The sequence below is a fragment of the Rhodococcus sp. JCM 9793 genome (genome assembly GCF_055380405.1).
In genome coordinates, this window is sequence record NZ_AP043721.1 from 2,874,383 (window position 1) to 2,898,493 (window position 24,111).

Annotated in this window: 20 protein-coding genes, 1 tRNA gene and 1 other RNA gene; 14 read left to right on the forward strand and 8 right to left on the reverse strand. The window is 65.2% G+C overall.

All coding sequences use genetic code 11. The features are described 5' to 3' along the window. Positions 1-3 precede the first annotated feature (3 nt). Complete coding sequence (locus tag ACZ46K_RS15350) at positions 4-885, reverse strand: TOMM precursor leader peptide-binding protein (RefSeq protein ID WP_464749097.1); 882 nt, start codon at positions 883-885, stop codon at positions 4-6. A gap of 94 nt (positions 886-979) precedes the next feature. Then, a complete protein-coding gene (locus ACZ46K_RS15355; RefSeq protein WP_464749099.1) occupies positions 980-2,407 on the reverse strand; it encodes a zinc-dependent metalloprotease in 1,428 nt (475 codons plus the stop codon). Positions 2,408-2,494: 87 nt separating this feature from the next. On the opposite strand from ACZ46K_RS15355, the gene ACZ46K_RS15360 reads away from it, so the two are divergent. Further along, positions 2,495-3,520, forward strand: coding sequence for a YlbL family protein (locus ACZ46K_RS15360; RefSeq protein ID WP_464749101.1), 1,026 nt, complete (start codon positions 2,495-2,497; stop codon positions 3,518-3,520). Positions 3,521-3,553: 33 nt separating this feature from the next. Here the strand turns inward: ACZ46K_RS15360 and ACZ46K_RS15365 are convergent, their stop codons facing one another. Continuing rightward, positions 3,554-4,153 carry a PPA1309 family protein gene (locus ACZ46K_RS15365; protein WP_464749104.1) on the reverse strand — a complete coding sequence of 200 codons (600 nt, stop codon included), beginning with the start codon at positions 4,151-4,153 and terminating at the stop codon, positions 3,554-3,556. A 165-nt stretch (positions 4,154-4,318) separates the two neighbouring features. On the opposite strand from ACZ46K_RS15365, the gene ACZ46K_RS15370 reads away from it, so the two are divergent. Continuing rightward, positions 4,319-7,330, forward strand: a complete 3,012-nt coding sequence (locus tag ACZ46K_RS15370) for a UPF0182 family protein (protein ID WP_464749106.1) — start codon at positions 4,319-4,321, stop codon at positions 7,328-7,330. A 91-nt stretch (positions 7,331-7,421) separates the two neighbouring features. Here the strand turns inward: ACZ46K_RS15370 and ACZ46K_RS15375 are convergent, their stop codons facing one another. After that, complete coding sequence (locus ACZ46K_RS15375; RefSeq protein ID WP_054810019.1) at positions 7,422-7,952, reverse strand: transglycosylase family protein; 531 nt, start codon at positions 7,950-7,952, stop codon at positions 7,422-7,424. A gap of 427 nt (positions 7,953-8,379) precedes the next feature. Here ACZ46K_RS15375 and ACZ46K_RS15380 point away from each other — a divergent pair. Continuing rightward, a tRNA-Met gene (locus tag ACZ46K_RS15380) sits at positions 8,380-8,456 on the forward strand. 192 nt (positions 8,457-8,648) lie between these two features. Here the strand turns inward: ACZ46K_RS15380 and ACZ46K_RS15385 are convergent. The 3 genes from ACZ46K_RS15385 to hisN form a co-directional block, all read right to left on the reverse strand. After that, positions 8,649-9,860, reverse strand: a complete 1,212-nt coding sequence (locus tag ACZ46K_RS15385) for an acyl-CoA dehydrogenase family protein (RefSeq protein WP_464749108.1) — start codon at positions 9,858-9,860, stop codon at positions 8,649-8,651. Between the two features lie 29 nt (positions 9,861-9,889). Further along, on the reverse strand, positions 9,890-11,281 hold the full coding sequence (locus ACZ46K_RS15390; protein WP_464749110.1) for an acyl-CoA dehydrogenase family protein: 1,392 nt from the start codon (positions 11,279-11,281) through the stop codon (positions 9,890-9,892). A 150-nt stretch (positions 11,282-11,431) separates the two neighbouring features. Continuing rightward, the gene (gene hisN / locus ACZ46K_RS15395; RefSeq protein ID WP_054806430.1) at positions 11,432-12,220 is read right to left on the reverse strand and encodes a histidinol-phosphatase; all 789 of its coding nucleotides are present in this window, start codon (positions 12,218-12,220) and stop codon (positions 11,432-11,434) included. Positions 12,221-12,259: 39 nt separating this feature from the next. On the opposite strand from hisN, the gene prfB reads away from it, so the two are divergent. The 7 genes from prfB to ssrA all read left to right on the forward strand — a co-directional run bounded on the left by prfB (position 12,260) and on the right by ssrA (position 17,523). Next, positions 12,260-13,378, forward strand: a complete 1,119-nt coding sequence (gene prfB / locus ACZ46K_RS15400; protein WP_054806429.1) for a peptide chain release factor 2 — start codon at positions 12,260-12,262, stop codon at positions 13,376-13,378. A gap of 104 nt (positions 13,379-13,482) precedes the next feature. Next, on the forward strand, positions 13,483-14,319 hold the full coding sequence (locus ACZ46K_RS15405; protein ID WP_464749331.1) for a mechanosensitive ion channel family protein: 837 nt from the start codon (positions 13,483-13,485) through the stop codon (positions 14,317-14,319). Then, positions 14,316-14,759, forward strand: a complete 444-nt coding sequence (locus tag ACZ46K_RS15410) for a hypothetical protein (protein WP_054810018.1) — start codon at positions 14,316-14,318, stop codon at positions 14,757-14,759. Before ACZ46K_RS15405 ends, ACZ46K_RS15410 begins: the two co-directional genes overlap by 4 nt. Positions 14,760-14,790: 31 nt before the next feature. Beyond that, positions 14,791-15,480: a cell division ATP-binding protein FtsE gene (gene ftsE, locus ACZ46K_RS15415; RefSeq protein ID WP_054806426.1), complete on the forward strand. Its 690-nt coding sequence runs from the start codon at positions 14,791-14,793 to the stop codon at positions 15,478-15,480. Between the two features lie 56 nt (positions 15,481-15,536). Next, entirely contained in the window at positions 15,537-16,442 is a 906-nt protein-coding gene (gene ftsX / locus ACZ46K_RS15420; protein ID WP_054806425.1) for a permease-like cell division protein FtsX, read from the forward strand. A gap of 68 nt (positions 16,443-16,510) precedes the next feature. Continuing rightward, entirely contained in the window at positions 16,511-16,984 is a 474-nt protein-coding gene (gene smpB, locus ACZ46K_RS15425) for an SsrA-binding protein SmpB (RefSeq protein ID WP_054806431.1), read from the forward strand. Positions 16,985-17,152: 168 nt separating this feature from the next. Then, positions 17,153-17,523: a transfer-messenger RNA gene (gene ssrA, locus ACZ46K_RS15430) on the forward strand. Between the two features lie 73 nt (positions 17,524-17,596). On the opposite strand, the gene ACZ46K_RS15435 is transcribed toward ssrA, so the two are convergent. Continuing rightward, positions 17,597-19,510: a vWA domain-containing protein gene (locus tag ACZ46K_RS15435; protein WP_464749112.1), complete on the reverse strand. Its 1,914-nt coding sequence runs from the start codon at positions 19,508-19,510 to the stop codon at positions 17,597-17,599. A gap of 251 nt (positions 19,511-19,761) precedes the next feature. On the opposite strand from ACZ46K_RS15435, the gene pgm reads away from it, so the two are divergent. The 4 genes from pgm to ACZ46K_RS15455 all read left to right on the forward strand — a co-directional run bounded on the left by pgm (position 19,762) and on the right by ACZ46K_RS15455 (position 23,991). Then, a complete protein-coding gene (gene pgm, locus ACZ46K_RS15440; protein WP_464749114.1) occupies positions 19,762-21,390 on the forward strand; it encodes a phosphoglucomutase (alpha-D-glucose-1,6-bisphosphate-dependent) in 1,629 nt (542 codons plus the stop codon). Positions 21,391-21,453: 63 nt separating this feature from the next. After that, complete coding sequence (locus tag ACZ46K_RS15445) at positions 21,454-22,689, forward strand: MFS transporter (protein WP_464749116.1); 1,236 nt, start codon at positions 21,454-21,456, stop codon at positions 22,687-22,689. Positions 22,690-22,714: 25 nt separating this feature from the next. Further along, entirely contained in the window at positions 22,715-23,245 is a 531-nt protein-coding gene (locus ACZ46K_RS15450; protein ID WP_054806422.1) for a MauE/DoxX family redox-associated membrane protein, read from the forward strand. Beyond that, complete coding sequence (locus ACZ46K_RS15455; RefSeq protein WP_054806421.1) at positions 23,242-23,991, forward strand: DsbA family protein; 750 nt, start codon at positions 23,242-23,244, stop codon at positions 23,989-23,991. The genes ACZ46K_RS15450 and ACZ46K_RS15455 overlap by 4 nt, the downstream gene beginning before the upstream one ends. The last annotated feature ends 120 nt before the right edge of the window (positions 23,992-24,111 follow it).

A 24,111-nucleotide genomic window follows, 5' to 3' on the forward strand; every position in this document is an offset into this window, starting at 1 on the left:
GGGTCACGTGGCACACTCGCAGTCCGGGTGACGGAACCAGCGGCGCCTCGATAGCCGATATGACGACAGATCGACTTCCACGGTGTGATCGGCAACAGCGGGTGACTTGGACCCGGCAAGAATCGCATCGAGTTCCCCCAACGCGACGGCGGCAGTGGCGAGAACCACCGCGCGCTCGGCGTGCCCGGGCCGATCCCACAGTTGGGCAGCGAGGATGGGCCACGATGGATCGAGATCTGTACGGGTCAGATCTGCGCATCGAAGGCAGCTCGTGTTGCCCGGGACGACGAACGGACCGACGATCCCACGTCCGTCCCTCGTGCGGATCGTCAGATGCGGGACCCGGTGCCGCATGAGGTCGCGCACCACGAGCGGATCGGGCACTTGGATGTCGGCGAGGATCACACACGCGAGGTCCTCCTGGAGGCGTTCGTCGCCGGTGTACCTACCCGCCCGGATCCATTTCGTGTCCCGCAACGCCAGCTGCGTGCACAGTGCATCGGCAAGCGGACCGTCGCCGTAGATCCGGATTCGATGCGCGGGCTCAGGTGCGACGCGGCTCCGGGACGGTGCCGGCCCCCGGACGATCCCGGTGGCCACGAGGTCGTCGAGCAGCAACCGAACGCCGGCCGCGTCCGCGCCTCGCTCGACCGCGGTCTCGACGAGTTCGTCGTCCGTGTGCCGGCCGTCCAGCAACTGCAGGACGGTGCGCACATCGAATTCGTCGAGACCCTCGGGCGGCACGATGACGCGACCGGTCTCCGGCCCCCATCCCAACTGGACACGACCATCGGCACGTCTCAACACGAGCAGTGCAGGATCGAACGAGAGACCGACGTGTGGGTCGGTCTCGACCGGGGCTTGGGTACGAACGGAACTGGTCATACCGGGAAGCTTCGCAGCCGTGTCGGTCCGCCCGAGTTCGTTCAGACCGGGTTATCCACAGGTCTGAACGCCTGTGACCAGCGTAAAGGCGGTCTCAGTTCGATTCGTCGGGATTCTCGTCGTCCGCGTTCTTCTCACGCTCGGCCTTCTCCCGTTCCATCGTCGCTTGCAGCTGCGCGATGGGGTCGTCGAACGCATCGGTGCCGCCACCGATCACCCGGTCGACGAACGAAGCGGGATTGTCGAGGTCGGAGGAATCCGGGAGCAGGTCGGGGTGCGCCCAGACCTTGTCGCGTGCGTCCGCACCGGCGTCGGTGGTGAGGCGTCGCCACAGCGCCGCGGCCTCCCGCAGCTTCCGTGGCCGGAGTTCGAGGCCTACGAGCGACGCGAAGGTCTGCTCCGCAGGACCGCCCGTGGCGCGTCGACGGCGGAGAGTCTCGCTCAGCGCAGACACACCGGGGAGGCGATCGCCGAGGGCATCCGACACCACGATCTCGACCCAGCCCTCGACCAGTGCAAGCATCGTCTCGAGCCGCTCGAGCGCAGCCTTCTGTTCCGGAGTGGTCTGAGGCTCGAACGCGCCCTGACCGAGGAGTTCCTGGATCTTCGACGGGTCGGTCAGCGACGCCGGATCGATACCTTGCGCAAGATCCTCGATGGCCGAGAAGTCCATCTTGATTCCGCGGGCGTACTCCTCCACTGCGCCCAGCAACCGCTGACGCAACCACGGCACGTGGCTGTAGAGCCGCTGGTGGGCGGATTCGCGTGCTGCCAGGAACACCAGCACCTCCTGCGCCGGTTGCTCGAGTCCCTCCCCGAACGATTCGATCGCAGCGGGCATCAACGCCACTGTCCCTTCGGGCCCGAGAGGAATCCCGATGTCGGTCGAGGTGAGTACTTCCTTCGAGAGTTGGCCGAGTGCCTGACCGAGCTGAGAACCGAACGCGAGGCCGCCCATCTGGGCGAACATGCCCATCATCGGCCCCACCATCGTTCGGGCCTCCTCGGGAAGCCCTTGCACCATCATGCCGTTGACCTGCTCGGCGATCGGGTCGGCGAGACGCTTCCACGTGTCGAGCGTGTTGTCGAGCCAGTCGACCGGTGTCCAGGCCACGGCCTTGGTCGCACCGGCAGGCAATGTCGTCGCAGCGTCGAGCCACAACTCCGCGAGGCGCGCGGCGTCGCGCACGGCATCGGCGGTGCCGGCGGACACCGGGGTGACCGACCCGATCTGCTGACGGGCGAGCTTGGTGGCGACGTCGTAGTTGACCGGACCGGACTCGCCGGTACCCATCGCGCTGCCCATGCCACTGAGCATCTGGCCGAACTGGCTCAGCATCTGCCCGAGTTGGGAGGGGTCGAAGCCCTGCGCGCCGAACGGGTTGTCACCGCCGGTGCCAGGGGCTCCGAATCCGAAGGGGAATCCACCCTCGGAGCCGCTTGCACCGCCGTCGGACCCCCCGTCCTTCTTCCGGTCGGGATCGTCGTCGGGATTCGAGAATCCGAAGGGCGTATCGCTCATACCGTCAACGGTACAAGGGGACGGAGCAAGGAACGGCCGGTGTGGTCACGCTGAACGCGAACATCGCGCGCCCGCTACCCTGGCCGGGTGAATCGACGCCTCGTGATGCCCCTTGCCGTCCTGCTCCCGGTAGTGGTCCTCGCGGTGCTGGCATTCAATGTGCGAGTGCCCTATGTTGCACTCGGCCCGGGGCCGACCTTCGACACCCTCGGTGACGTCGAGGGGACACCGGTCATCGAAATCGAGGGCGTAGAACCCGACCCCACTACCGGCGAACTGGTGATGACCACGGTCGGTGTCACCGACAACCTGACCCTGGCCCAGACCGTCCTGGCCTGGTTCAGCGGACGCTACGGGTTGTCGCCGCGTGAACAGGTGTACCCGCCGACCCGCAGCAAGGACGACGTCAAGGCGGCAGACCACGCACAGTTCACGCAGTCCGAACTCAGCGCCGAACTGGCGGCACTCCACTACCTGGACATGCCCGTCACCCTCCGGGTCGCGCAGGTGGCCGACGACGCACCGGCTACGGGTGTGCTCCACGAAGGCGACCGGATTCTCGCGGTGGGCGGTGAGACCGTCGGCACCGCCGGTCAGGTCCAGCGCGCGGTCGGCGACACCGCTCCGGGCAGCGACCTGGAGGTCACGATCGAACGTGACGGCGTCGAGGAAGTCGTTCCCGTCACAGTCGGGGGGCGCCCGAGCGACCCGGACAAGGGCTTCCTCGGTATCGGTACCGAAGAGATTCCGGACGTGCCGTTCACCGTCTCGTTCAACCTCGCCGACGTCGGTGGGCCGTCGGCGGGTCTGATGTTCAGCCTCGCCGTCGTCGACAAGCTGAGCCCGGGTGCACTCAACGGTGGAATGCACGTGGCGGGTACCGGCACTATCGACTCCGACGGTGTCGTCGGACCGATCGGCGGCATCACCCACAAGTTGACCGCGGCCGCGGAGGGCGGCGCCGAGCTCTTCCTGGTGCCGGCCGACAACTGCGCCGAAGCGTTGTCCGACACGCCCGACGGTATCCGGCTGATCAAGGTGGAGACCCTCGAAGGCGCAATCGACGCACTCGCGTCCGTTACTTCGGGTGGCGACGCGCCCACCTGCGAGTGACCGGGTGAGGACCGGCCGGGTGTAATTCCCCGGTCAGTCGTCCTCGCCGGCCTCGAGCGTCGCATACAGTGCCGCGACGACGTTCGGCGCGAGATCGTCGGCCGTGCGCAGCTCGGCGCCGGCGAACGGATCATCGTCGGTGGGACGAAGCTCGAGCAGGCTCATCGACGGGCCGTCGCGCAGCACGGCAGTGATCAGGCGCGCGTCGCGACGGTCGGGATGCGCACGCGCGGTGCCGAGCGCCGCGTCGTCGGCCGCATGCCGGTCGGCGAGCCGGGGGACGAGCGCCTCGTCCAGGTCGGTTTCCGCGCTAGGGGGGAGCACGACGATTTCCTGCACGAGCGCACAACCGGACACCGAGTCCGGCCAGCTGGTGGTCGCGAGGAACTCGTCCAGTGCAGGGCTGCCGCCCTCGATGTCGTCGGGCAGCACATCCTGGACGATCGGCGTGTATTCGCGCCCGTCGTCGAGTTGGTCACTGAGGGTCGGTTCCGCGGCTGCGAGCAGCGCGGTGGGGACCAGGGCGAACATCACCGGAGGTCGGTCCCAGCCCTCCGCATCGACGAAATCGATGATCTCGTGCACGGTATGCGAGAGCGCATCGGGGGAAGGAACAGGAAGGTGATCGTTCACATGCCTATCCTGACATCCGAGAGATCGGGATGTGTTCACCGGAGCGGGGGGTGCCCCCACCGTCCGCCGTTTTCCGTAGAGTAGGGCGAAACGGTCACCGGGTTGTGACACGAGGTAAAGACGGCGCGGATAACCGCGTCGCCGTACTAGCTGGGAGCGTGGCACGTGGGCATGAGGCCCCCGACCGGAGTACCGAGTCTGTCGAAGCGGAGCAAGGCTCTGTTGATTCTCGCCTTGGTGGTGGCCGTGTTGCTGCTTCTCGGCCCGAGAATCCTGGATACCTATACCAACTGGCTGTGGTTCGGCTCCGTCGATTTCCGCGGCGTATACGTCAAGGTCCTCCTGACGCGAGTGGCGTTGTTCCTCGTCGTCGGAGTTTTCGTGGCGGCGGTGCTGTGGCTTGCACTGTTCCTCGCCTACCGATCGCGTCCGGTGTTCGTGCCCACAGCCGGGCCCGGCGACCCGATCGCGCGGTATCGGACGACGGTCATGACCCGGATGCGCGCCTTCGGACTCGGCATCCCGATCGGCGTCGGTGTGTTGTCCGGTCTGATTGCCCAGTCGAGCTGGGTGACAGTCCAGATGTTCTTCAACGGGGGGTCGTTCGGAACCACCGATCCGCAGTTCGGGTTGGACGTCGGGTTCTACGCATTCGACCTGCCGTTCTTCCGTTTCGTCCTCAACTGGCTGTTCGTCGCGATCATCCTGGCGTTCTTCGCGAGTCTGGTCACGCACTACATCTTCGGCGGAATCCGCATCGCGGGCCGGGGCGGTAGCGGTGGCCACATCTCCAACGCGGCGCGTATCCAGCTGGCCGTCCTTGCGGGTCTGTTCGTCGCGTTCAAGGCGGTGGCCTATTGGCTCGACCGGTACGAATTGTTGTGGAGCGGTCGGAAAGAACCCACTTTCAGCGGCGCGGGCTTCACCGACATCAACGCGGTTCTGCCCGGCAAGTTGATCCTCATGGCGATCGCCATCATCTGTGCGATCGCGTTCTTTGCGGCGATCGTGTTCCGGGATCTGCGGATCCCCGCCCTCGCAACGGCCCTGCTGGTGCTCTCGTCGATTCTGGTCGGCGCGGTCTACCCGCTCATGGTCGAGCAGTTCTCGGTCCGGCCGAACGCCGCCGACAAGGAACGTGAGTACATCGAACGGAACATCGAGGCCACACGTGAGGCATACGGAATCACCGATGACAATGTCACGTACCAGGACTATCCCGGAGTGGGTACCGTCTCTCCCGAGGAGGTTCCGGCCGATCTCACGACGATCGCGAACACCCGTCTTCTCGATCCGAACGTGCTGCCCCGCACCTTCACGCAGCAGACCCAGCTCAAGAACTTCTACGGCTACCCCGAGTCGCTGGACATCGACCGCTACTCGGTCGACGGTCGTGTCGAGGATTATGTCGTTGCCGCTCGTGAGTTGTCGCCCACGAGCCTGACCGGCAACCAGACCGACTGGATCAACCGGCACACCGTGTACACACACGGCAACGGTCTCGTTGCGGCTCCCGCAAACCGGGTGAATGCCGCCGCGAGTACTTCTGCGGAAGAGGCTGCGAACAGCAACAGTGGCTACCCGGTCTACATGATCAGCGACCTCGCGTCACAAGCGGCCGGCAACCAGGTCATCCCTGTCGAGCAGCCTCGTATCTACTTCGGCGAGGTGATATCCGAGGCAGATCCCGACTACGCGATCGTCGGTGGCAGTGAGGGTGCAGCACCCCGCGAGTACGACACCGACACAGAGACCTACACCTATACGGGTGAGGGTGGCGTCGACATCGGCAACTGGATCAACCGCTTCGCTTTCGCCGCGTCGTACGCCGAGCGCAACATTCTCTTCTCGAGCGCTATCGGTAGTGATTCGAAGATCCTGTACAACCGCGACCCGCGAGATCGTGTCACCAAGGTTGCACCGTGGCTCACGGCCGACGGCGATGCCTACCCGGCAGCGGTGGACGGCCGGATCGTGTGGATCGTCGATGCGTACACCACGCTCGACAACTACCCCTACGCGCAGCGCAGCTCCCTCGAAGGACTCCTCGAGGACAGCGTCGACCAGAACACCGGACGCCTGCTGCCCCGCAAGGAGGTCTCGTACATCCGTAACTCGGTGAAAGCGACCGTCGACGCATACGACGGCACTGTCACGCTCTACCAGGTCGACGAACAGGATCCCGTCCTCAACGCGTGGATGGGGGTTTTCCCGGACGCTGTGACGGCGGAGGACCAGATCTCCGATGAGCTCCGCTCGCACTTCCGCTACCCCGAGGACCTGTTCAAGGTTCAGCGGGAGATGCTCGCGAAATACCACGTCGACGAGCCGCTCGAGTTCTTCACGAACAACGCGTTCTGGTCGGTTCCGGCGGACCCGACAGTCGATACCACCGCCAATCAGCCGCCGTATTACCTGCTGATGGGCGACGAGAAGACCGCGGATGCCAGATTCCGTTTGACGTCCGCGATGGTGGGCTACAACCGTCAGTTCCTGTCCGCCTACATCTCGGTGGAGGCAGACCCGGAGAACTACGGGCAGTTCACGATTCTGCGGTTGCCGACCGATACGCAGACCTTCGGCCCGGAACAGACACAGAACGCGATGATCTCCGACACCCGTGTCGCATCCGAGCGGACACTGCTCGAGAGATCCAACAGGATCCAGTACGGCAATCTGTTGACATTGCCTATCGCCGAGGGCGGAATTCTCTACGTCCAGCCGATGTACACCGAGCGAAACCCGACGGCGGGCAGTACCTCCACCTTCCCGCAGCTCTCGCGTGTGCTGGTCAGTTACCGAGAGCCGGGCTCCGGCGGTGGAGTGCGGATCGGTTACGCACCGACCTTGGCGGCAGCCCTGGATCAGGTGTTCGGTCAGGGTGTCGGCGATGCTGCGACGGCTCCGGGCGGTTCGGCGGTGTCGAGCGCGGAGGTCGAGGACGATACCCGATCCGAAGGCGTGGAAGGTGCGGTGCCTGACGAAGGTCAGCAGCCGGAGCCCGGAGTTCCTCCGGTGGCGGTTCCACCTGCGAGTCGTGAGGCCGCGGTGACCGAGCTCGATTCGGCACTCGACGAGCTCGCCAATGCGCAGCGCAGTGGAGACTTCGATGCGTACGGCAATGCGCTCGCGCGTGTGCAGCGTGCGGTCGAGAGTTACCAGTCGAGTGGAGGCTGATCATCTGTTGTGACGGTCGGTGGCACCACGCCACATGACGAGTCGACGAGGCTCCGCCGATGGCGGGGCCTCGTCGTCGTTCGGGGCTGGATCAGAGTCCGGCGACGCTGACGAGCTGCGAGAACTGAGCGTCGAATCCGTGCTGCGCGGCGAGGTCGGACGCGGCGTCGAAGAGCTGCTGAGCTTCGGCAGGAAGGGCCGGTACCTCGACGATCGGAGCATCGGGAACGACCGGAGCCGCAGGTGCCTCCGGTGCAGGTGCGGGGGCGGGTTCCGCAGGTGCGGACTCGGTGCTCAGGTACTGGCCGCACACGGGCCACGCGCCGGGTCCCTGAGTCTGCAGCGTGTTCTCGGCGACCCGGATCTGCTCTTCCTTCGAAGCATCGGCGGGGCTTCCGGTACCGCCGTTGGCGTTCCAGGTGCTCTGGGAGAACTGCAGGCCGCCGTAGTAGCCGTTGCCGCTGCTGATCGCCCAGTTCCCGCCGCTTTCGCACTGCGCAACACCGTCCCAGTTGTGAGGAGCAGCGGAGGCGGTGCCCGCGGCGAGGCCGAGGGGAACTGCGGCCAGTGCGCCGGTGACGACGACGGTACGAAGGGCGTGCTTCTTGAACAGTGTGATCATGCTGGATGATTCCTCTCGCGCTCGCAGCAACGGCACTCCCTCGACAGACATGTCGTGTCCTGATGGATAGTGCGTGCCTCTGCCCCTCCGAAGGTCTTCGTAGGCACCGGCTCCCGCGGGGCAGACTCGGCGGCGGCGGTCCGGTGGTGGTTCGGTGAATTCGAGCCGGGACCGACCGTACAAGGGGATCGGGGGAGGAGTCATCCTGCCGAGTTCAACCATCGATGTCCAAAATGTGAGATTGTGAGCGCAATTTCCGCAGGTCATCGGGGAAAAACTCGCATCCGTGATGAACTTGTTATTCATTCGTTATGTGTCGGGGATCATGGGTGAAATGTGGCCCAGGTCACCTCTTTCTGGGCCAAAGTGGCGGTAGCCCAGGCGATTTGCCTTTCGTTTCCCCGTTCGTGTAACTTTGTTCTTGCAACGCGGGGTGGAGCAGCTCGGTAGCTCGCTGGGCTCATAACCCAGAGGTCGCAGGTTCAAATCCTGTCCCCGCTACCAATGCGAAGGCCGGTCTTCCGAATTCGGAAGACCGGCCTTCGCTTTTCTTCGTTCCGATGGACCGGTATCGAGATGCCCTCGCCACACACGAGTGGCGAGGGCATCTCTTCTCCCCGGGTCGAATCCCCGAGTGACTGCTGAAGGGGGTTGCTTCGGTGCAGTCACTTCAATGCGGTCATTTCAGTTCTGCGGTCATTTCAGTTCGGAGGACGACTTGCCGAGTACTCGACGGGCCACGATCAGCTGTTGGATCTGCTGCGTGCCTTCGAAGATGTCGAGGATCTTCGAATCGCGCGACCACTTCTCGAGCAGGGGTCGCTCCGAGTAGCCGTAGCTGCCCGCGAGCTCGACGGCCTTGAGCGAAACGGCAGTACCGGTACGACCGGCCTTCGCCTTGGAGATCGACGCCTCGAGCGAATTGGGTTTCTTGTTGTCGGCCATCCACGTCGCCCGCAGCGCGAGCAGGTATGCGGCCTCCCAGTCGGCCTCGAGAGCAAGGAACTCGGCGGCGGCCGCATGCTGGTTGTTCGCAGGGGTGTCGTAGTCGACCTCGACGCCGGCCTCGGACAGGATGCCGCGCAGTTCTTCGAGTGCGGCACGACCGAGACCGATCGCCATGCCGGCGACGATTGGACGCGTGTTGTCGAAGGTCTGCATGACCCCTGCGAATCCCTGCTCGACGTTGACCTCGGGTGAGCCGAGGATGTTGTCCTTGGGAATGCGGCAGTCCTGCAGCAGTAGAACCGCGGTGTCGGAAGCCTTGATGCCGAGCTTGTGCTCGAGCCGGGCGACGCTCAGTCCGGGAGCATCGCGCGGGACGACGAACGACTTGATCGCGGCGCGGCCCTTCGACTTGTCCACGGATGCCCAGACGACGACATGCGACGAACGCTCGCCGGAGGTGACGAAGATCTTCTCGCCGTTGAGGACCCACTCGTCGCCGTCGAGAACGGCGGTTGTGGTGACAGCGGCCGAATCCGAACCGAAGCTGGGTTCGGTGATGGCCATCGAGGCCCAGACCTTGCCGAATCGCTCGAGCTGCTCGTCGGTTGCGACCGCAGCGATGGCGGAGTTGCCGAGACCCTGGTACGGGATGGACAGCGTCAATCCGACGTCACCCCAGCAAGTTTCGATGACGTTGAGGAGTCCGGCCATGTTTCCGCCGTTGGCATTTTCGCCATCGGACTCCTTGGCCTTACCTTCGCGGCCGAGTGTCGCGCCGGCAGCGCCCTGACCGGAATCGTTGAGCGCCTCGACCATTGCCGCCATCGTGTCGAGCTCGACGGGGTACTCGTGTTCCGCGAGATCGTACTTGCGGGAGACGGGTCGGAAGATCTGGGCAGCGACCTGGTGGGCCTGATTCGCAGAAGCCTTGAGTTTCTTGGGAAGTTCGAGATTGATCATCACAGGTTCCTTGTGTGTGTCCGGGCCGCTCAGACGAGGACGACGCCCTCGGCGACGCCGATGGCGCGCAGGTCGCGGTACCACCGCTCGACGGGATGTTCCTTGGTGAAGCCGTGGCCACCGAGCAGCTGGACGCCGTCGAGACCGATCTGCATGCCCTTGTCCGTCGCAAGCTTGCGGGCGAGCGCGGCTTCGCGGGCGAACGAAAGGCCCTGCTCGGCCCGTGCTGCACCGCGAAGAGTGACGAGGCGGAGTCCGTCGAGTTCGATCTTGATGTTTGCGACCATGAACGCGACCGCCTGACGGTGGCTGATCGGCTCACCGAATGCCTCCCGCTCGTTCACGTACGGTACGACGTAGTCGAGGACGGCCTGGCCGGTGCCGATGGCGAGCGACGCCCAGCCGAGGCGCGACAACCGCACCGCGTCGGCATACTGCTCGGCGCGGACGTCCGGGTTCTCGTCGCCGAGCAGAGCCGACTGCGGCACTGCGACATCCTCGAGCAGGAGGCGGCCGAGTCCGGCGGCACGCAGACCCATGCTGGGATCGGCTTCGATGACGACGCCCTTGCTCGTTGCCTCGACGATGAAGAAGGACGGCTTGCCGTCGAGTTCCGCTGCCACGATGAACAGTTCGGCGCTACCCGCTGCCGGGACGAGCGCCTTGACTCCGTTGAGTCGGTATCCGCTCGGAGACCGCACGGCCTTCGTGCGCAGCGCGAACGGATCGAACAGTGCGCGGGGTTCGGCGATGACAACGGATGCCTGCGGAACATCCTCGCCGGCGAACGCGGGCAGGTAGGTCTTCTGCTGCTCCTCGGTGCCCCACTCGGTCAAAGCCACCGCGACGCCGCTCGGCGCGAGGATCGGAAGAGCCAGACCCATGTCGCCGTGCGCGAGGGCCTCTGCGACGAGGCTGTTGGTGACGACCCCGCGCTCGGCGGCAGCGCCGTCGAATGCCTCGGGCACGTTGACGAGCGTGATGCCGAGTTCGGCGGCGCGTACCAGCAGGTCGGCGGGTGCGGCTGCAGCCTCGTCGGCGTCGTGTGCGGCCGGACGCAGGATCTCGGCGGCGAAGTCGCGCACCGTCTCCGCGATCATCTGCTGATCGTCGGTGGGAGTGAGGTCGAAGTAGTCCGCGTTCTTCGCGGTGGCGAGACGCTCGGGCCCATTACCGCCGGACACCTTCTTGAACGTGCGAGTTGCGGCGCCGAGGGTCTTGAAGCCGGTCTTGGTGGACTCGTACGTCACTCGGTCTATCGCCTGGCGGAAGTTGTAGCGGTCGGCGAGTTCGGAGCCGGTGATCCGCGTGAGCACGCGCATCGCTGCTCCCATGGCGTCCCGCTTGATCGGGTTGAGGCCGACGGCGGACGTATCGCGGGGGTTGTTCCGGGCCACACTGTCTTGCTTGCTCATGATCACCAGAAGTTTCTTGTATCGGAGCGGACGAGAACCGATCTTACTCCGGAGTAAGATTGATGTCTACTTTCAAGTAAGGTTCGGGTGGAGCGGGTGTGACAACACTGCCCGCGCCGCAGGTGAAGCGCGGCGCGGGCAGTGACGGACTGAGCGTCAGGGCTTCAGTCGGGAGAGGACCTCGTCGTGGACTGCGCCGTTCGTCGCGACCGCACTCCCGCCATGCGGTCCCGCAGCGCCGTCGAGGCTCGTGAACACGCCACCTGCCTCACGGACGAGCACGTCGAGTGCTGCCAGATCCCACAGCGAGACCTCGGGCTCGAGCGCGATCTCGAGTGCGCCCTCCGCCAGGAGGCAGTAGGAGAAGAAGTCGCCGTACGCGCGTACACGCCACACCTGGTCCGTCAGCTCGACGAACCGGTCGCGGATGCTGCGGTCGTTCCAGCCCGACAGGCTCGAGAAGCTCAGTGACGCCGACCCCAGCGAACGCACGTCGGACACCGTGATGAGGCGTGGCTCGCCGCCGTCGTGCGACGTCCACGCGCCGAAGGCCGCGCAGGCCCACCACCTGCGGTTCAGCGCCGGAGCGCTGACCACACCCACGACCGGCACCCCGTCGACGAGGAGCGAGATGAGGCTCGCCCACACGGGCACACCCCGCACGAAGTTCTTGGTGCCGTCGATCGGATCGACCACCCACTGTCGGCCCTCGAAGACCGGCTCACCCCCGAATTCCTCGCCCAGGATCGCATCGCCGGGTCGCTCGGAAGCGAGTGTGCCTCGGATCAGACGTTCCACCGCAAGATCGGCGTCGGACACCGGTGTCAGGTCGGGTTTGTCGTCGACTTTCAGATCCAGGGCGCCGAAACGGTCGCGGGTGAGCGCATCGGCGGCGTCGGCGAGACGCAGCGCGAGATCGAGATCGGCGGTGTAGTCGGTGGCCATGCGTCAGACGCTAGCCCCTAGCCGGTAGCCTAGAGAATCGTGCATCCCGATGTTTCCGCAGACCTGGCCGAGCTCGCAACGACCCTCCGGACGGTGGAGTCGGTTCTCGATGTGGAAGAGCTGCGTCGTCGCATCGACGAGCTCGAACATCAGGCGGCCGATCCCGACCTGTGGAACGACCAGGAACACGCCCAGCAGGTCACCAGTCAGCTCTCCCATGCGCAGAGTGAACTGCGCCGTGTCGAGGAACTGCGGCAGCGTCTCGAAGACCTGCCCGTGCTCTACGAGCTCGCCGAGGGCGAAGAGGGCGATGCCATGGCCTCCGCGCTGGCCGACGCCGATTCCGAGCGCGAGACCTTGCGCACCGATATCGAGGCCATGGAGGTGCGCACGCTGCTGTCGGGCGAGTACGACCAGCGCGACGCCCTCGTCAACATTCGCTCCGGCGCCGGTGGCATCGACGCCGCGGACTGGGCCGAGATGCTCATGCGCATGTACATCCGCTGGGCCGACAAGCACGGCTACGGCGTCGAGGTCTACGACACCTCCTACGCCGAAGAAGCCGGTATCAAGTCGGCGACCTTCGCGATCAAGGCGCCGTACACGTACGGCACCCTCTCGGTCGAGATGGGCACCCACCGGCTCGTCCGCATCAGCCCCTTCGACAACCAGGGCCGACGTCAGACCTCCTTCGCCGAGGTCGAGGTGCTGCCGGTGGTCGAGACGACCGACCACATCGATATCGACGAGAACGACGTCCGTGTGGATGTCTACCGGTCGTCCGGCCCGGGCGGACAGTCGGTCAACACCACCGACTCCGCGGTGCGCCTGACGCACGTTCCCACCGGCATCGTCGTCACCTGCCAGAACGAGAAGTCGCAGCTGCAGAACAAGGTGTCCGCGATGCGCGTCCTGCAGGCGAAGCTCCTCGAGCGCAAGCGCCAGGAAGAACGCGCCGAGATGGATGCGCTCAAGGGCGACGGCGGCAGCTCCTGGGGCAATCAGATGCGTTCCTACGTGCTGCACCCCTACCAGATGGTCAAGGATCTGCGCACCGAATACGAGGTCAACAACCCGTCTTCGGTGCTCGACGGCGACATCGACGGCTTCCTCGAAGCCGGAATCCGCTGGCGGATGAGCGAAGAGCAGAAATCCTGAGCTGGTAACCGGGGTCGTGTAGGTCCCGGCTCGGGTCCATCTTCGGAAGGGGAAGAGCGCTGTTTCCCACAGACGTCCTGCTGAACTGGGTCACCTCCAGCGGCCTGCTGATCGCACTGACGATCCTCGGTGCGGTCCTCATCGCACGGTTCGTCGCGTGGATCGGTGGCCGGGTGACTCGGCGGATCGATGATCGCTACCGGCAGTCCGACGACCTGGTGCGATCGGAGGCGACCAAACATCGGCATTCGGTGGCGCAGGTCGTCACCTGGATCGTCATCGCGTTCGTGTACATCGTCGCGACGCTCAAGATCTTCGATTACCTCAGCCTGCCGATCGGCTCTCTCGTGGCTCCTGCAACCGTGTTGGGTGCGGCACTCGGTTTCGGTGCGCAGCGCATCGTCCAGGACATCCTCGCCGGCTTCTTCATCATCACCGAACGGCAATACGGTTTCGGCGACACGGTGCAGATTTCGGTGACCGGATCGTCCGAGGACGCCGTGGGAACCGTCGAGGACGTCACACTTCGGGTGACGCGGGTCCGCAGCACGGCAGGTGAGGTGATCACCGTGCCCAACGGGCAGATCAACAAGGCCATCAACCTGTCGAAGGACTGGGCACGCGCCGTTGTCGACGTGCCCATCCCGGTCAGTGCCGACATCGGTGTGGTCAACGACATTCTCCGCGATGTCGGCATCGCCGCCTACGAGGAACCGCGGGTGCGTGAACTCCTACTGGACCAGCCCAGCGTCATGGGTGTCGAGAGCCTCGAAGTCGACCAGGTCAGTGTGCGCATGGTGGCCCGCACCCTGCCGGGGAAACAGTTTCAGGTCGGACGACTGCTTCGCGCCCGAATCGCCGGCGCCCTGCGTGCCAAGGGGATCACGGTGAGCCCCCAACTCGATACCGTGAGCGTCGTCGAACGATCGGAGGAGCCGTGACCGACGACGAGGGTTCCCGCCCTGTGCGGATCCCGACCCACCTGTTCCACGGACGTGTCCGTACCGGCACGCTCGCACTGTGTGTGCTCTGGCTCGCCCTGTGGGCGACGTACCTGGTCCTCAACCAGCCCGAGGAGACCGCCGCCGCGCCGGCCGAGGCCGTTCTGATCTCCGAGACGCCCTACGTCCCGTATGTTCCGCCCGTGCAGACCACCGAACAGTCGTATCCGACGACCACGACCGAGGTCGTGCCCTCGACCACCGCCCCGACCAGCACGACCCCGCCGACGACATCGGGCGACACGCCCGCTCCGACGACCGGTACGCAGCTGCCCACGACGACGACCGACGCGAATCCGTTCCGATTGCCGCAGATCCCGGGACTCCCGGGATTCGATGGAGAATCGAGTACGGAACAGACGGGCGAACCGGGACAGTAGATCACTTTCGGGTAACGGCTAGCATGGCGTCGTGATCCGCCTGGAAAATGTGTCCAAGTCCTACAAGACGTCGACCCGGCCCGCGCTGGACGGTGTGTCCGTCGAGGTGGGCAAAGGCGAGTTCGTCTTCCTCATCGGGCCGTCAGGTTCCGGCAAGTCGACATTCATGCGACTCCTGCTTCGGGAAGAGGCGCCCACCAGCGGTGAGATCCACGTCGCCGATTTCCATGTCAACACGCTGTCGGCGCGGCGCGTACCGAAACTGCGCCAGAACCTCGGGTGCGTGTTCCAGGACTTCCGCCTGCTGCAGCGCAAGACGGTGGCGGAGAACATCTCCTTCGCGCTCGAGGTCATCGGTAAGCCCCGTTCAGTAATCGAACGGACCGTGCCCGAGGTACTCGAACTCGTCGGATTGTCCGGGAAGGCGGGGCGCCTGCCCACCGAGCTGTCGGGTGGCGAGCAGCAGCGTGTCGCGATCGCGCGGGCGTTCGTGAACCGGCCTCTGGTGCTGCTGGCGGACGAGCCCACCGGCAATCTCGACCCCGAGACCAGCCAGGACATCATGCTGCTTCTCGAACGCATCAACCGCACCGGCACCACCGTGCTGATGGCCACTCACGATCACCACATCGTGGACGCGATGCGTCGCCGGGTCGTCGAACTCGATCTCGGCCGGGTGGTCCGCGACGAAGCCCGCGGTGTGTACGGCGTGGGCCGGTAACCCAGTAGTCCGTTCCGAGACCAGTCCATCCGGCAACCGAAGGATCTTCACACCCCATGCGCGCCAGCTTCCTGTTCAGCGAGGTCACCACCGGCCTGCGCCGCAACCTCACCATGACCGTCGCGATGATCCTCACCACCGCGATCTCGCTCGCACTGTTCGGCGCGGGCCTGCTGGTCGTCCAGATGGCAGGAAAGACACAGCAGATCTTCCTCGACCGTGTGGAAATCCAGGTGTTCCTGACCGAGGACATCTCGTCGCTCGACCCGGGATGCGAACAAGATCTCTGCAGCACCCTGCGCACCGACCTCGAGAACACGGACGACGTGGTGTCGGTGCAATACCTCAGCCGTGACGATGCCGTGGCAGATGCAACCGACCGTGTGTTCGCCGACCAGCCGGAGCTGGCTGCGCTGGTCAGCCCCGAGAGTTTCCCCGCGTCGTTCAAGGTGAAGATGTCGGATCCGTCGAGTTTCGAGATCATCCAGTCCGATTTCGCGGAGCGCCCCGGTGTGGACAGCGTCCTGAACCAGCAGGACCTCGTCGAGCGGCTGTTCGGAGTGCTCGGCGGCATCCGCAACGCGGCATTCGCAATCGCGACGATCCAGGCCATCGCGGCGATCCTGCTCATCGCCAACACCGTGCAGATCGCGGCATTCACCCGCCGCACCGAGGTCGGCATCATGCGTCTGGTCGGCGCGACCCGCTGGTACACCCAGCTTCCGTTCCTCGTCGAGGCCGTCGTTGCCGCGATCATCGGCGCGGCCCTCGCCATCGGCGGGTTGTTCGCAGCCAAATCCTTGTTCCTCGACGACATGCTCTCCGAGGTATACGGCGCGAACATCGTCGCGAGAATCACCGACAGCGACATCCTGCTCGTCGCCCCGTTCCTCGTGATCGTCGGTGTCGGCATGGCAGCGCTCACCGCGTACGCGACCCTGCGCCTGTACGTGCGTGAATAACGAGTTGTGCGGGTTCCTATGCTGGAGTGTGTTCTGTTCGACCGATCGTGGATCTGAAAGGCCTGCACGTGAAGGAAAAGGGCCGGAAGGTCATCGCCACGAACCGTAAGGCGCGACACAATTACGCCATCCTCGACACGTACGAGGCGGGTATCGCGCTTGTCGGTACCGAGGTGAAGGCCCTGCGGGAAGGGAAGGCGTCGCTCGTCGACGCCTTTGCGACGGTCGACGACGGCGAGGTGTGGCTGCGCGGGTTGCACATCCCGGAGTACGGGCACGGTACCTGGACCAACCATGCACCGCGTCGAACCCGCAAGTTGCTGCTGCACCGGCGCGAAATCGACTCGCTGGTCGGCAAGACCCGCGAGGGAAACCAGACGCTGGTCCCGCTGTCGATGTACTTCTCCGACGGCAAGGTCAAGGTCGAACTGGCGCTGGCGAGGGGTAAGCAGGACTACGACAAGCGGCAGGATCTCGCCCGCCGCACCGCCGAACGTGAAGTGACCCGCGAGCTCGGAAGGCGTGTGAAGGGAATGCGTTGACCGCAGTCCTGCTCGCCTCCGTCGTGATGAACACCGCCGCCACCTGCGCGACCGGACGAACCATCGGATGGTGTGAGCGGCGTCATCCGGACATTGCCGGAAAAGGGAATGACATCGGGTGCGTGTGGCGTTAATGTAGGTAGTCCTGCGAACGTCGCAGGCGCGTACGGGGCTGAACGGTTTCGACTGCGTACGTTGAGTCAAGGGAAGCGTGTCGGTGCAGGCAAGAGACCACCGTAAGCGTCGCTGCAACCAATTAAGCGCCGATTCCAATCAGCGCGACTACGCTCTCGCTGCCTAAGTAGCGAAGCGTGTCTGTCAGTCCGATCTCGCCCTCGGGTCGGGTACTGGCATCAGCTAGAGGGCTTCACCTACCGGCTCGGTCACGGAGTCGGATGGGACATCAAACAGTGACTGGGATCGTCATCACGGCTTGTTCGCGAGACCGGGAGATCCAAGCAGAGACATAGCGGACTGCACACGGAGAAGCCTTGGCGAGGCGGCGGAGGACCCGGGTTCGATTCCCGGCAGCTCCACCAACACGGACGAAGGCCCCGGACCGAATCACCGATGGTGATCGCTCCGGGGCCTTCGTCATGTTCGAGGTCGGTGTTACTTGCGGCGCGCGCGGACGGCGAACCCACTTGCGACGGCGACGAGTACGACCACACCGGCTGCGACAGCGATACCGATAGGGGAGACCCCGATGGTCGTTGCCGGATCTTCGGCAGTGGTGTCGGATGCGGTTGCTTCTCCGTCGTTACCGTCGACCTTCGCCCGGCCATCACCGGAGGACGCGTTCGCGACCGAGTTCTCGCCGAAGATGCCGTCGGCCATCGGAGCCGAGTAGGAGGGAACCTGCTCGGTGTTCCCGCTGACGGTCAGGTCGAGTCGGATCGGCACCGGACGATTCTCGCCCCCTTCTCGGGTCGATCCCACCTTGACCGCGATGTAGTACCAGCCGGTGAGCGCTTCCTTGCGAATATCGAGCTCGTCGGAGTTGCGGTTGTCGTAGCGGATCGGTGCTGTCGCGAGTGCAGGCTCGTTCGAGGGCAGCACGTTGTCGGTACCTGTATACGAGGTGAAGTCGCCGACGATCTCCTCGCGGGTCGGTGCGTACAAGGTGGTCGTGATATTCGAGACGTTCTCGACTCCGCGCGTGCCGTTCGCATCGAAGTGCACGCGATACGCAAGTCCTTGACCCCAGTCCAATGGGACTCGATAGAACACGAATTCGCCGGGTCGGACGGTGTCGGTGTACCGGCCGCTGCCACCCAACTCGGTGGCGGCGTTGAAGGAGCCACCACCGACGACCGCGGTGCCGGCGTCGTCCGGCTCGACGAAGGCGATCGGCGACGCGGAGGAACTCGGCCCGGGATCGATGACAGCAGGTTCGATTCCGACGAGCACCTCGATCGGCAGTCGCTCCGGCACGCCGGCGGAAACGGTGCTCCATTCCAGGGTGAAGTAGTAGCGCCCCCCACCGCGACACTTGTCGGCACTGCTGCCGTCCTCGGCGCGCTTCTCGGTGGCGCCCGTGAACGCCTCGGCCACTGTCAGTGCCGCACCGTCACTCGAATTGACCACTTGCTCGAATACGAACTCGTTGCAGTCTCGACCGTCCCTGCCGTACACCCTCGAACTGAGGACATTCGTGTCCTCGGTGGTTTCGATGTCGGGCAGGCGAGGGAACGAGATGGTGCCGCTGAAGTAAGCCGTGGCCCCGTCGGGGACATCGACGGCGTAGTAGCGAGTTTCCTTCTGGCCGATCGTGTCCAGGTACTGACCCGGCTCGGCGACGGGGGTGTTGTCGTAGGCGGGTGTGCCGGTGATCGGGGCGCCTGCGGAGTCGTAGTTGCGCAGTGCAGCGGAGGTGACCTGCGGCAGGGTTCGTTCGAGTGCTGCGCCGTCGGCGGCATCGGTGTATGTGCCACCGGTTACCTCTGCCATACAGGTCAATTGGGTGCGGGCCGCATCGTCGACCGCGAACCCGATCGTGTGCAGCACGAGATCGATACCTTGGGTCTCGAGTTCCCTGGCGACCTCGCAGGCGTCGGGAGGTGCGCAGGTGTCTTCACCGTCGGAGACGAGAACGATCGAGCGTGGTCCGGTGTCGGGGAGTTCGGCGGCAGCCTGACGAAGGGCGGGTCCCATCGGTGTCCAGCCGCTCGCTGTGATGCCGTCGACGGCGCTGTTGAGTGCGTTCCGGTCGAGGGTGCCGGGTTTGTGCAGCACCTGCACATCGCGGCAGCCCGCTTCTTTCTCCGCGTCGTCGTTGCCTGTGCCGGTTCCGTAGACGGTCAGCCCGACTTTCGATTCGGTCGGTGCGGTGTCGACGAACGTGTGGACGGCATTCTTGGCGGCGTCCATCATGGTCCCTGCGGGATCGGGTCGGTCCATGGATCCGGATGCGTCGAGGATGAGCATCGTCGGGGTGTATTGCGGTCCCGAGTCGATGTTCTCCTGGGCATGTGCTGGTGACACTGCGATGGCGAGACTGATGAGGCCGGCGGCCAGCGTCGCCATCACCTTGGTTCTGTGCGTGTCGTACCTCGGCATAAGCCCCCCGACTCATCTGCTCTGATTCGTATCGACGGTCGACAGTACAGAATTGATCCGACAACCGATTCGATGGGTTTCATCAACCGACTCAACGGGTTTCATTGAATGTTCGACCACATCGGGATGGTGTCCGGTTCGGGCGTTCAACTATCTCGCGCGGGTGCGGCCCGTCACGGGGCAAGATGGTCACCACACGCGTTCGACGAGGAGGACCCATGGCGCATGAACGAGCGGGACAGCTGGCGGCGCCCGAGGACCTGGTGGATCTTGCGCATCTGGTGACTTCCTACTACACGGTCCGGCCGGATCCTGCGAACCCGCTTCAGCAGGTCGCGTTCGGGACTTCCGGCCACCGCGGATCCAGTCTCGACGCGGCCTTCAACGAGCAGCACATCCTCGCCACCACGCAGGCCATCGTCGAATATCGCGCAGCACAGGGCACGATCGGTCCGCTGTTCCTCGGCCGCGACACACACGCCCTGTCGGAGCCCGCGTGGACGACAGCGCTCGAGGTCCTGATCGCCAACGATGTCGCGGTGGTCATCGATTCGCGCGATCGGTACACACCGACCCCCGCGATCAGCCATGCGATCCTGCGCCACAATGCCGGCGGCGGCGCGTCCGCAGACGGCATCGTCGTGACGCCGTCCCACAATCCGCCCCGCGACGGGGGTTTCAAATACAACCCACCGCACGGCGGACCTGCCGACACCGCCGCGACCTCTGTCATCGCGGACCGCGCCAACGAACTCCTCGCCGCGGGTCTCGCGGGCGTCAAGCGCGAATCGGCGGTCGACGCGCTGGCAGCGGCCGGTCGCTACGACTTCCTCGGCATCTACATCGACGACCTCCCGAACATCGTGGATTTCGACGCGATCCGGTCTGCCGGCCTGCGCATCGGTGCTGATCCGCTCGGCGGCGCGTCCGTCGACTACTGGGGCGAGATCGCCGATCGGCACCGCCTCGACCTCACCGTCGTCAACCCACTCGTCGATGCCACCTGGCGATTCATGACGCTCGACACCGACGGCAAGATCCGGATGGACTGTTCCTCGCCGAATGCCATGGCGTCACTCATCGGTGCCCGCGGGAAGTACGACCTCGCGACCGGCAACGACGCCGACTCCGACCGACACGGCATCGTCACCCCCGACGGCGGCCTGCTCAACCCCAATCACTATCTCGCGGTGGCCATCGACTATCTCTTCCAGAACAGGCCGGGCTGGTCCGAAGGTAGCCAAGTCGGCAAGACACTCGTGAGTTCGTCGATGATCGATCGCGTCGCAGCGGGACTGGGACGCGACCTGCTCGAAGTGCCGGTGGGCTTCAAATGGTTCGTGCCGGGCCTGCTCGACGGCAGCCTCGGATTCGGGGGAGAAGAGAGCGCGGGGGCTTCGTTCCTGCGTCACGACGGGTCGGTGTGGTCCACGGACAAGGACGGCATCGTGCTCGCGTTGCTGGCCGCCGAGATCACCGCCGTGACCGGTGCGACGCCCTCGCAGCGCTATACCGACCTCGTCGGCCGGTACGGCGATCCGGCCTACGCGCGGGTCGATGCACCCGCCACGCGAGAACAGAAGGCGATCCTCGCGAAGCTCTCGCCCGAGCAGGTGACCGCCACCGACCTCGCGGGCGAGAAGATCACCGCGACGCTCACCGAGGCACCCGGCAACGGCGCGGCGATCGGTGGGCTGAAGGTGACGACCGAGAACGCGTGGTTCGCAGCGCGCCCGTCCGGCACCGAAGACGTGTACAAGATCTACGCAGAATCGTTCAACGGCCCCGAGCACCTCGCGCAGGTGCAGGACGCGGCGCGCGAACTGGTGTCGTCGGTGTTGGGCTGACGGCGCGGTGCATATCGGGCTCGAACCGAGACCGGTCGTGTGCATCGCTAACATTGCCGAATCATGCGTACACGTGACGTGGCTCTGCCGCGGGAAATCTGGGTACTCGTCGCGGCGAGCTTCGTCATCGCCCTCGGCTTCGGTCTTGTCGCTCCCGCGTTGCCTCAGTTCGCGCGGAGCTTCGACGTGGGTATCACCGCAGCCACGGTCGTCATCTCGGCTTTCGCGTTCATGCGACTCGCCTTCGCTCCGGCCAGCGGACTACTCGTCCAGAAACTGGGCGAGCGGCCGATCTACATCACCGGGGTGCTCATCGTCGCCGTGTCGACGGGCGCGGTCGCCTTTGCACAGACCTATTGGCAGCTCCTGGTCTTCCGGGGACTCGGTGGCATCGGCTCGACGATGTTCACCGTGGCTGCGCTGGGGCTGCTCGTGCGCATCGCGCCGCCCGATGCGCGAGGCCGCGTGTCGGCGCTGTATGCGACGAGTTTCCTGCTCGGCAACATCACAGGGCCGCTGCTCGGCGGAGCTCTCGTCGGGCTCGGCCTGCGTGCGCCGTTCCTCATCTATGCGGTCGCGCTGCTCGTGGCGGCCTCCGTGGTCGGGGTCAGCCTGCGCAAGTCGCACTTGGCGCAACCGGCCACGGGCGACGGCGCTCCGGCGATGCGACTCCGCACTGCGCTCCGGTCGTCGACCTATCGCGCGGCGCTCATCTCCAACTTCGCCAACGGCTGGGTGGTGTTCGGTGTTCGCGTTGCGATGGTCCCGCTGTTCGTCGTCGAAGCCCTGAACCAGAGCGAAGGAATCGCGGGTGTCGCGCTGACCGCGTTCGCGGTGGGTAACGCGCTCGTGCTGATCAAGTCCGGTACGTGGTCCGACAGATATGGACGGCGCCCGTTCGTCCTCGCCGGGCTTGTCGTCTGCGGTGTGAGCACCGTCGTGATGGGCTTGTCCTCCGATCTCACGGTGTTCCTGATCACGTCTGCCGTGGCCGGAATGGGGTCCGGTCTGATCAACCCGTCGCAGCAGGCCGCGCTGGCCGATGTGGTGGGCAGCAAAGCGCGTGGGGGTCCGGTGCTCGCCACATTCCAGATGACCGCGGACGTCGGGGCAGTGGTCGGACCGATCGTTGCGGGCATGATTGCCGAGCGCTGGTCCTATTCGGTGGCGTTCGGCGTGACCGGAGCGATCATGCTGGCGGCGGTGATTCCGTGGGCCCTGGCACGGGCTCCGCGTCGGGATCTGCCGGCTACCGAGCCGGTCACCGAAGCGCCTGTGACCGGAGATACGGATCGCTGACCGGTTCGTCTGTAGTGTCGACCGCGTGTGGATTCGCATCGTCTCCGCAGCCGCGCGGATCGGTCTTGCCGCGCTCTGGCTGATCTCCGGATGGATCAAATTCTCCGATCCGACCCAGACCGTCGTCGCGGTGCGTGCGTATCAGCTTGTTCCTGCCGACCTGGTGAGACCCGTGGCCGCGGCGCTTCCGATGGTCGAACTCGTCCTCGGGTTGCTGCTGCTGGTGGGGCTTGCCGTGCGACCCGCTGCAGTGCTGTCCGGAGTGACGCTGGTGGTGCTCATCGGCGCGATCGTGTCGGCCTGGAGCCGGGGACTGTCCATCGACTGCGGTTGCTTCGGGGGCGGCGGTGTGGCGGAAGGAATCGACGGTGGCGACTACGCCGGCGAGATCGCCCGTGACGTCGGCTTCCTCGCGCTGTCGGTGTGGCTGGCTGTGTTTCCGCGCACACCCCTTGCGCTCGGTCCGCGATCCCGAGCCGCTCTCAGGACGAACTCAGACCGCGGTGGCAGAGTGAAGCCGGACAATTCACCGATGAACGAAGGACAGCATTCGTGAGTGCGAAGAAGGTCAAGCCGGTCAAATACTCGCCGGAGCCGACGTCGAACACATCCACCTACATCCTCGGTGGGATCGCGGTCGCGATCATTGCGGTGCTCGTCATCGGCGGAGTGTTGTGGCAGTCGGGAAGCACCGATTCTCGCAACGACGGATACGGCAGTGTCAGTAACGCTGCCGTCGAAGTCGCCCTCGACGACGACGGCACGATCCTGCTCGGCTTGCCGGACGCTGCCAGCACCATCGACGTCTTCGAAGATCCGATGTGCCCGTACTGTGCCGAACTCGAACACAAGCACGGTCAAGAGCTGGCGCAGGCGATCGACGAAGGGACCGTGGCAGTGCGCTACCACATCCTCTCGTTCCTCGACCGATTGTCGAGCAGCGGCGACTACTCGACCCGCGCCGTCGCGGCGAACCAGTGTGTCGCCGAGACGGGTGATGCGATCGCGTTCTCGACCTTCCACGCCTCGCTCTTTTCACCCGACAATCAGCCGGCCGAAGGCGGCAACAGCGATCACAGCAACGAGCAGCTCGCGCAGATGGCCCGGGATGCCGGAGCATCCGACGCCGCGGTGTCGTGCATCGCCGACGGGGCTCGCGTCGAGCAGGCTGCGGAGTCCGCGGAGGCGGGCCGGCAGCTGCTCGCCACGACGGGTGCAGCAGGCACTCCGGCCGTCATCCAGAACGGAACCGTCATCGATGCTCTCGGCAACGACAACTGGGTGTCCGAGCTCGCAGGCTGACCGGCTGGGCGGTGACGTGCACTGCTGCTCGTCACCGCTCTGACCAGTCGATTTGTTGGCTCAGAGATCGATGGTGTAGTTTTTCTTTCAGCGCGAGGGGTTCCCCCGGACGCAGAGATA

Excerpts from the sequence above, each read along its gene's own strand:
- ACZ46K_RS15350 (WP_464749097.1), bottom strand. The coding sequence starts at position 885 with ATGACCAGTTCCGTTCGTACCCAAGCCCCGGTCGAGACCGACCCACAC.
- ACZ46K_RS15355 (WP_464749099.1), bottom strand. The coding sequence starts at position 2,407 with ATGAGCGATACGCCCTTCGGATTCTCGAATCCCGACGACGATCCCGAC.
- ACZ46K_RS15375 (WP_054810019.1), bottom strand. The coding sequence starts at position 7,952 with ATGATCACACTGTTCAAGAAGCACGCCCTTCGTACCGTCGTCGTCACC.
- ACZ46K_RS15385 (WP_464749108.1), bottom strand. The coding sequence starts at position 9,860 with ATGATCAATCTCGAACTTCCCAAGAAACTCAAGGCTTCTGCGAATCAG.
- hisN (WP_054806430.1), bottom strand. The coding sequence starts at position 12,220 with ATGGCCACCGACTACACCGCCGATCTCGATCTCGCGCTGCGTCTCGCC.
- ftsX (WP_054806425.1), top strand. The coding sequence starts at position 15,537 with ATGCGCGCCAGCTTCCTGTTCAGCGAGGTCACCACCGGCCTGCGCCGC.
- ACZ46K_RS15435 (WP_464749112.1), bottom strand. The coding sequence starts at position 19,510 with ATGGCGACGCTGGCCGCCGGCCTCATCAGTCTCGCCATCGCAGTGTCA.
- pgm (WP_464749114.1), top strand. The coding sequence starts at position 19,762 with ATGGCGCATGAACGAGCGGGACAGCTGGCGGCGCCCGAGGACCTGGTG.
- ACZ46K_RS15445 (WP_464749116.1), top strand. The coding sequence starts at position 21,454 with ATGCGTACACGTGACGTGGCTCTGCCGCGGGAAATCTGGGTACTCGTC.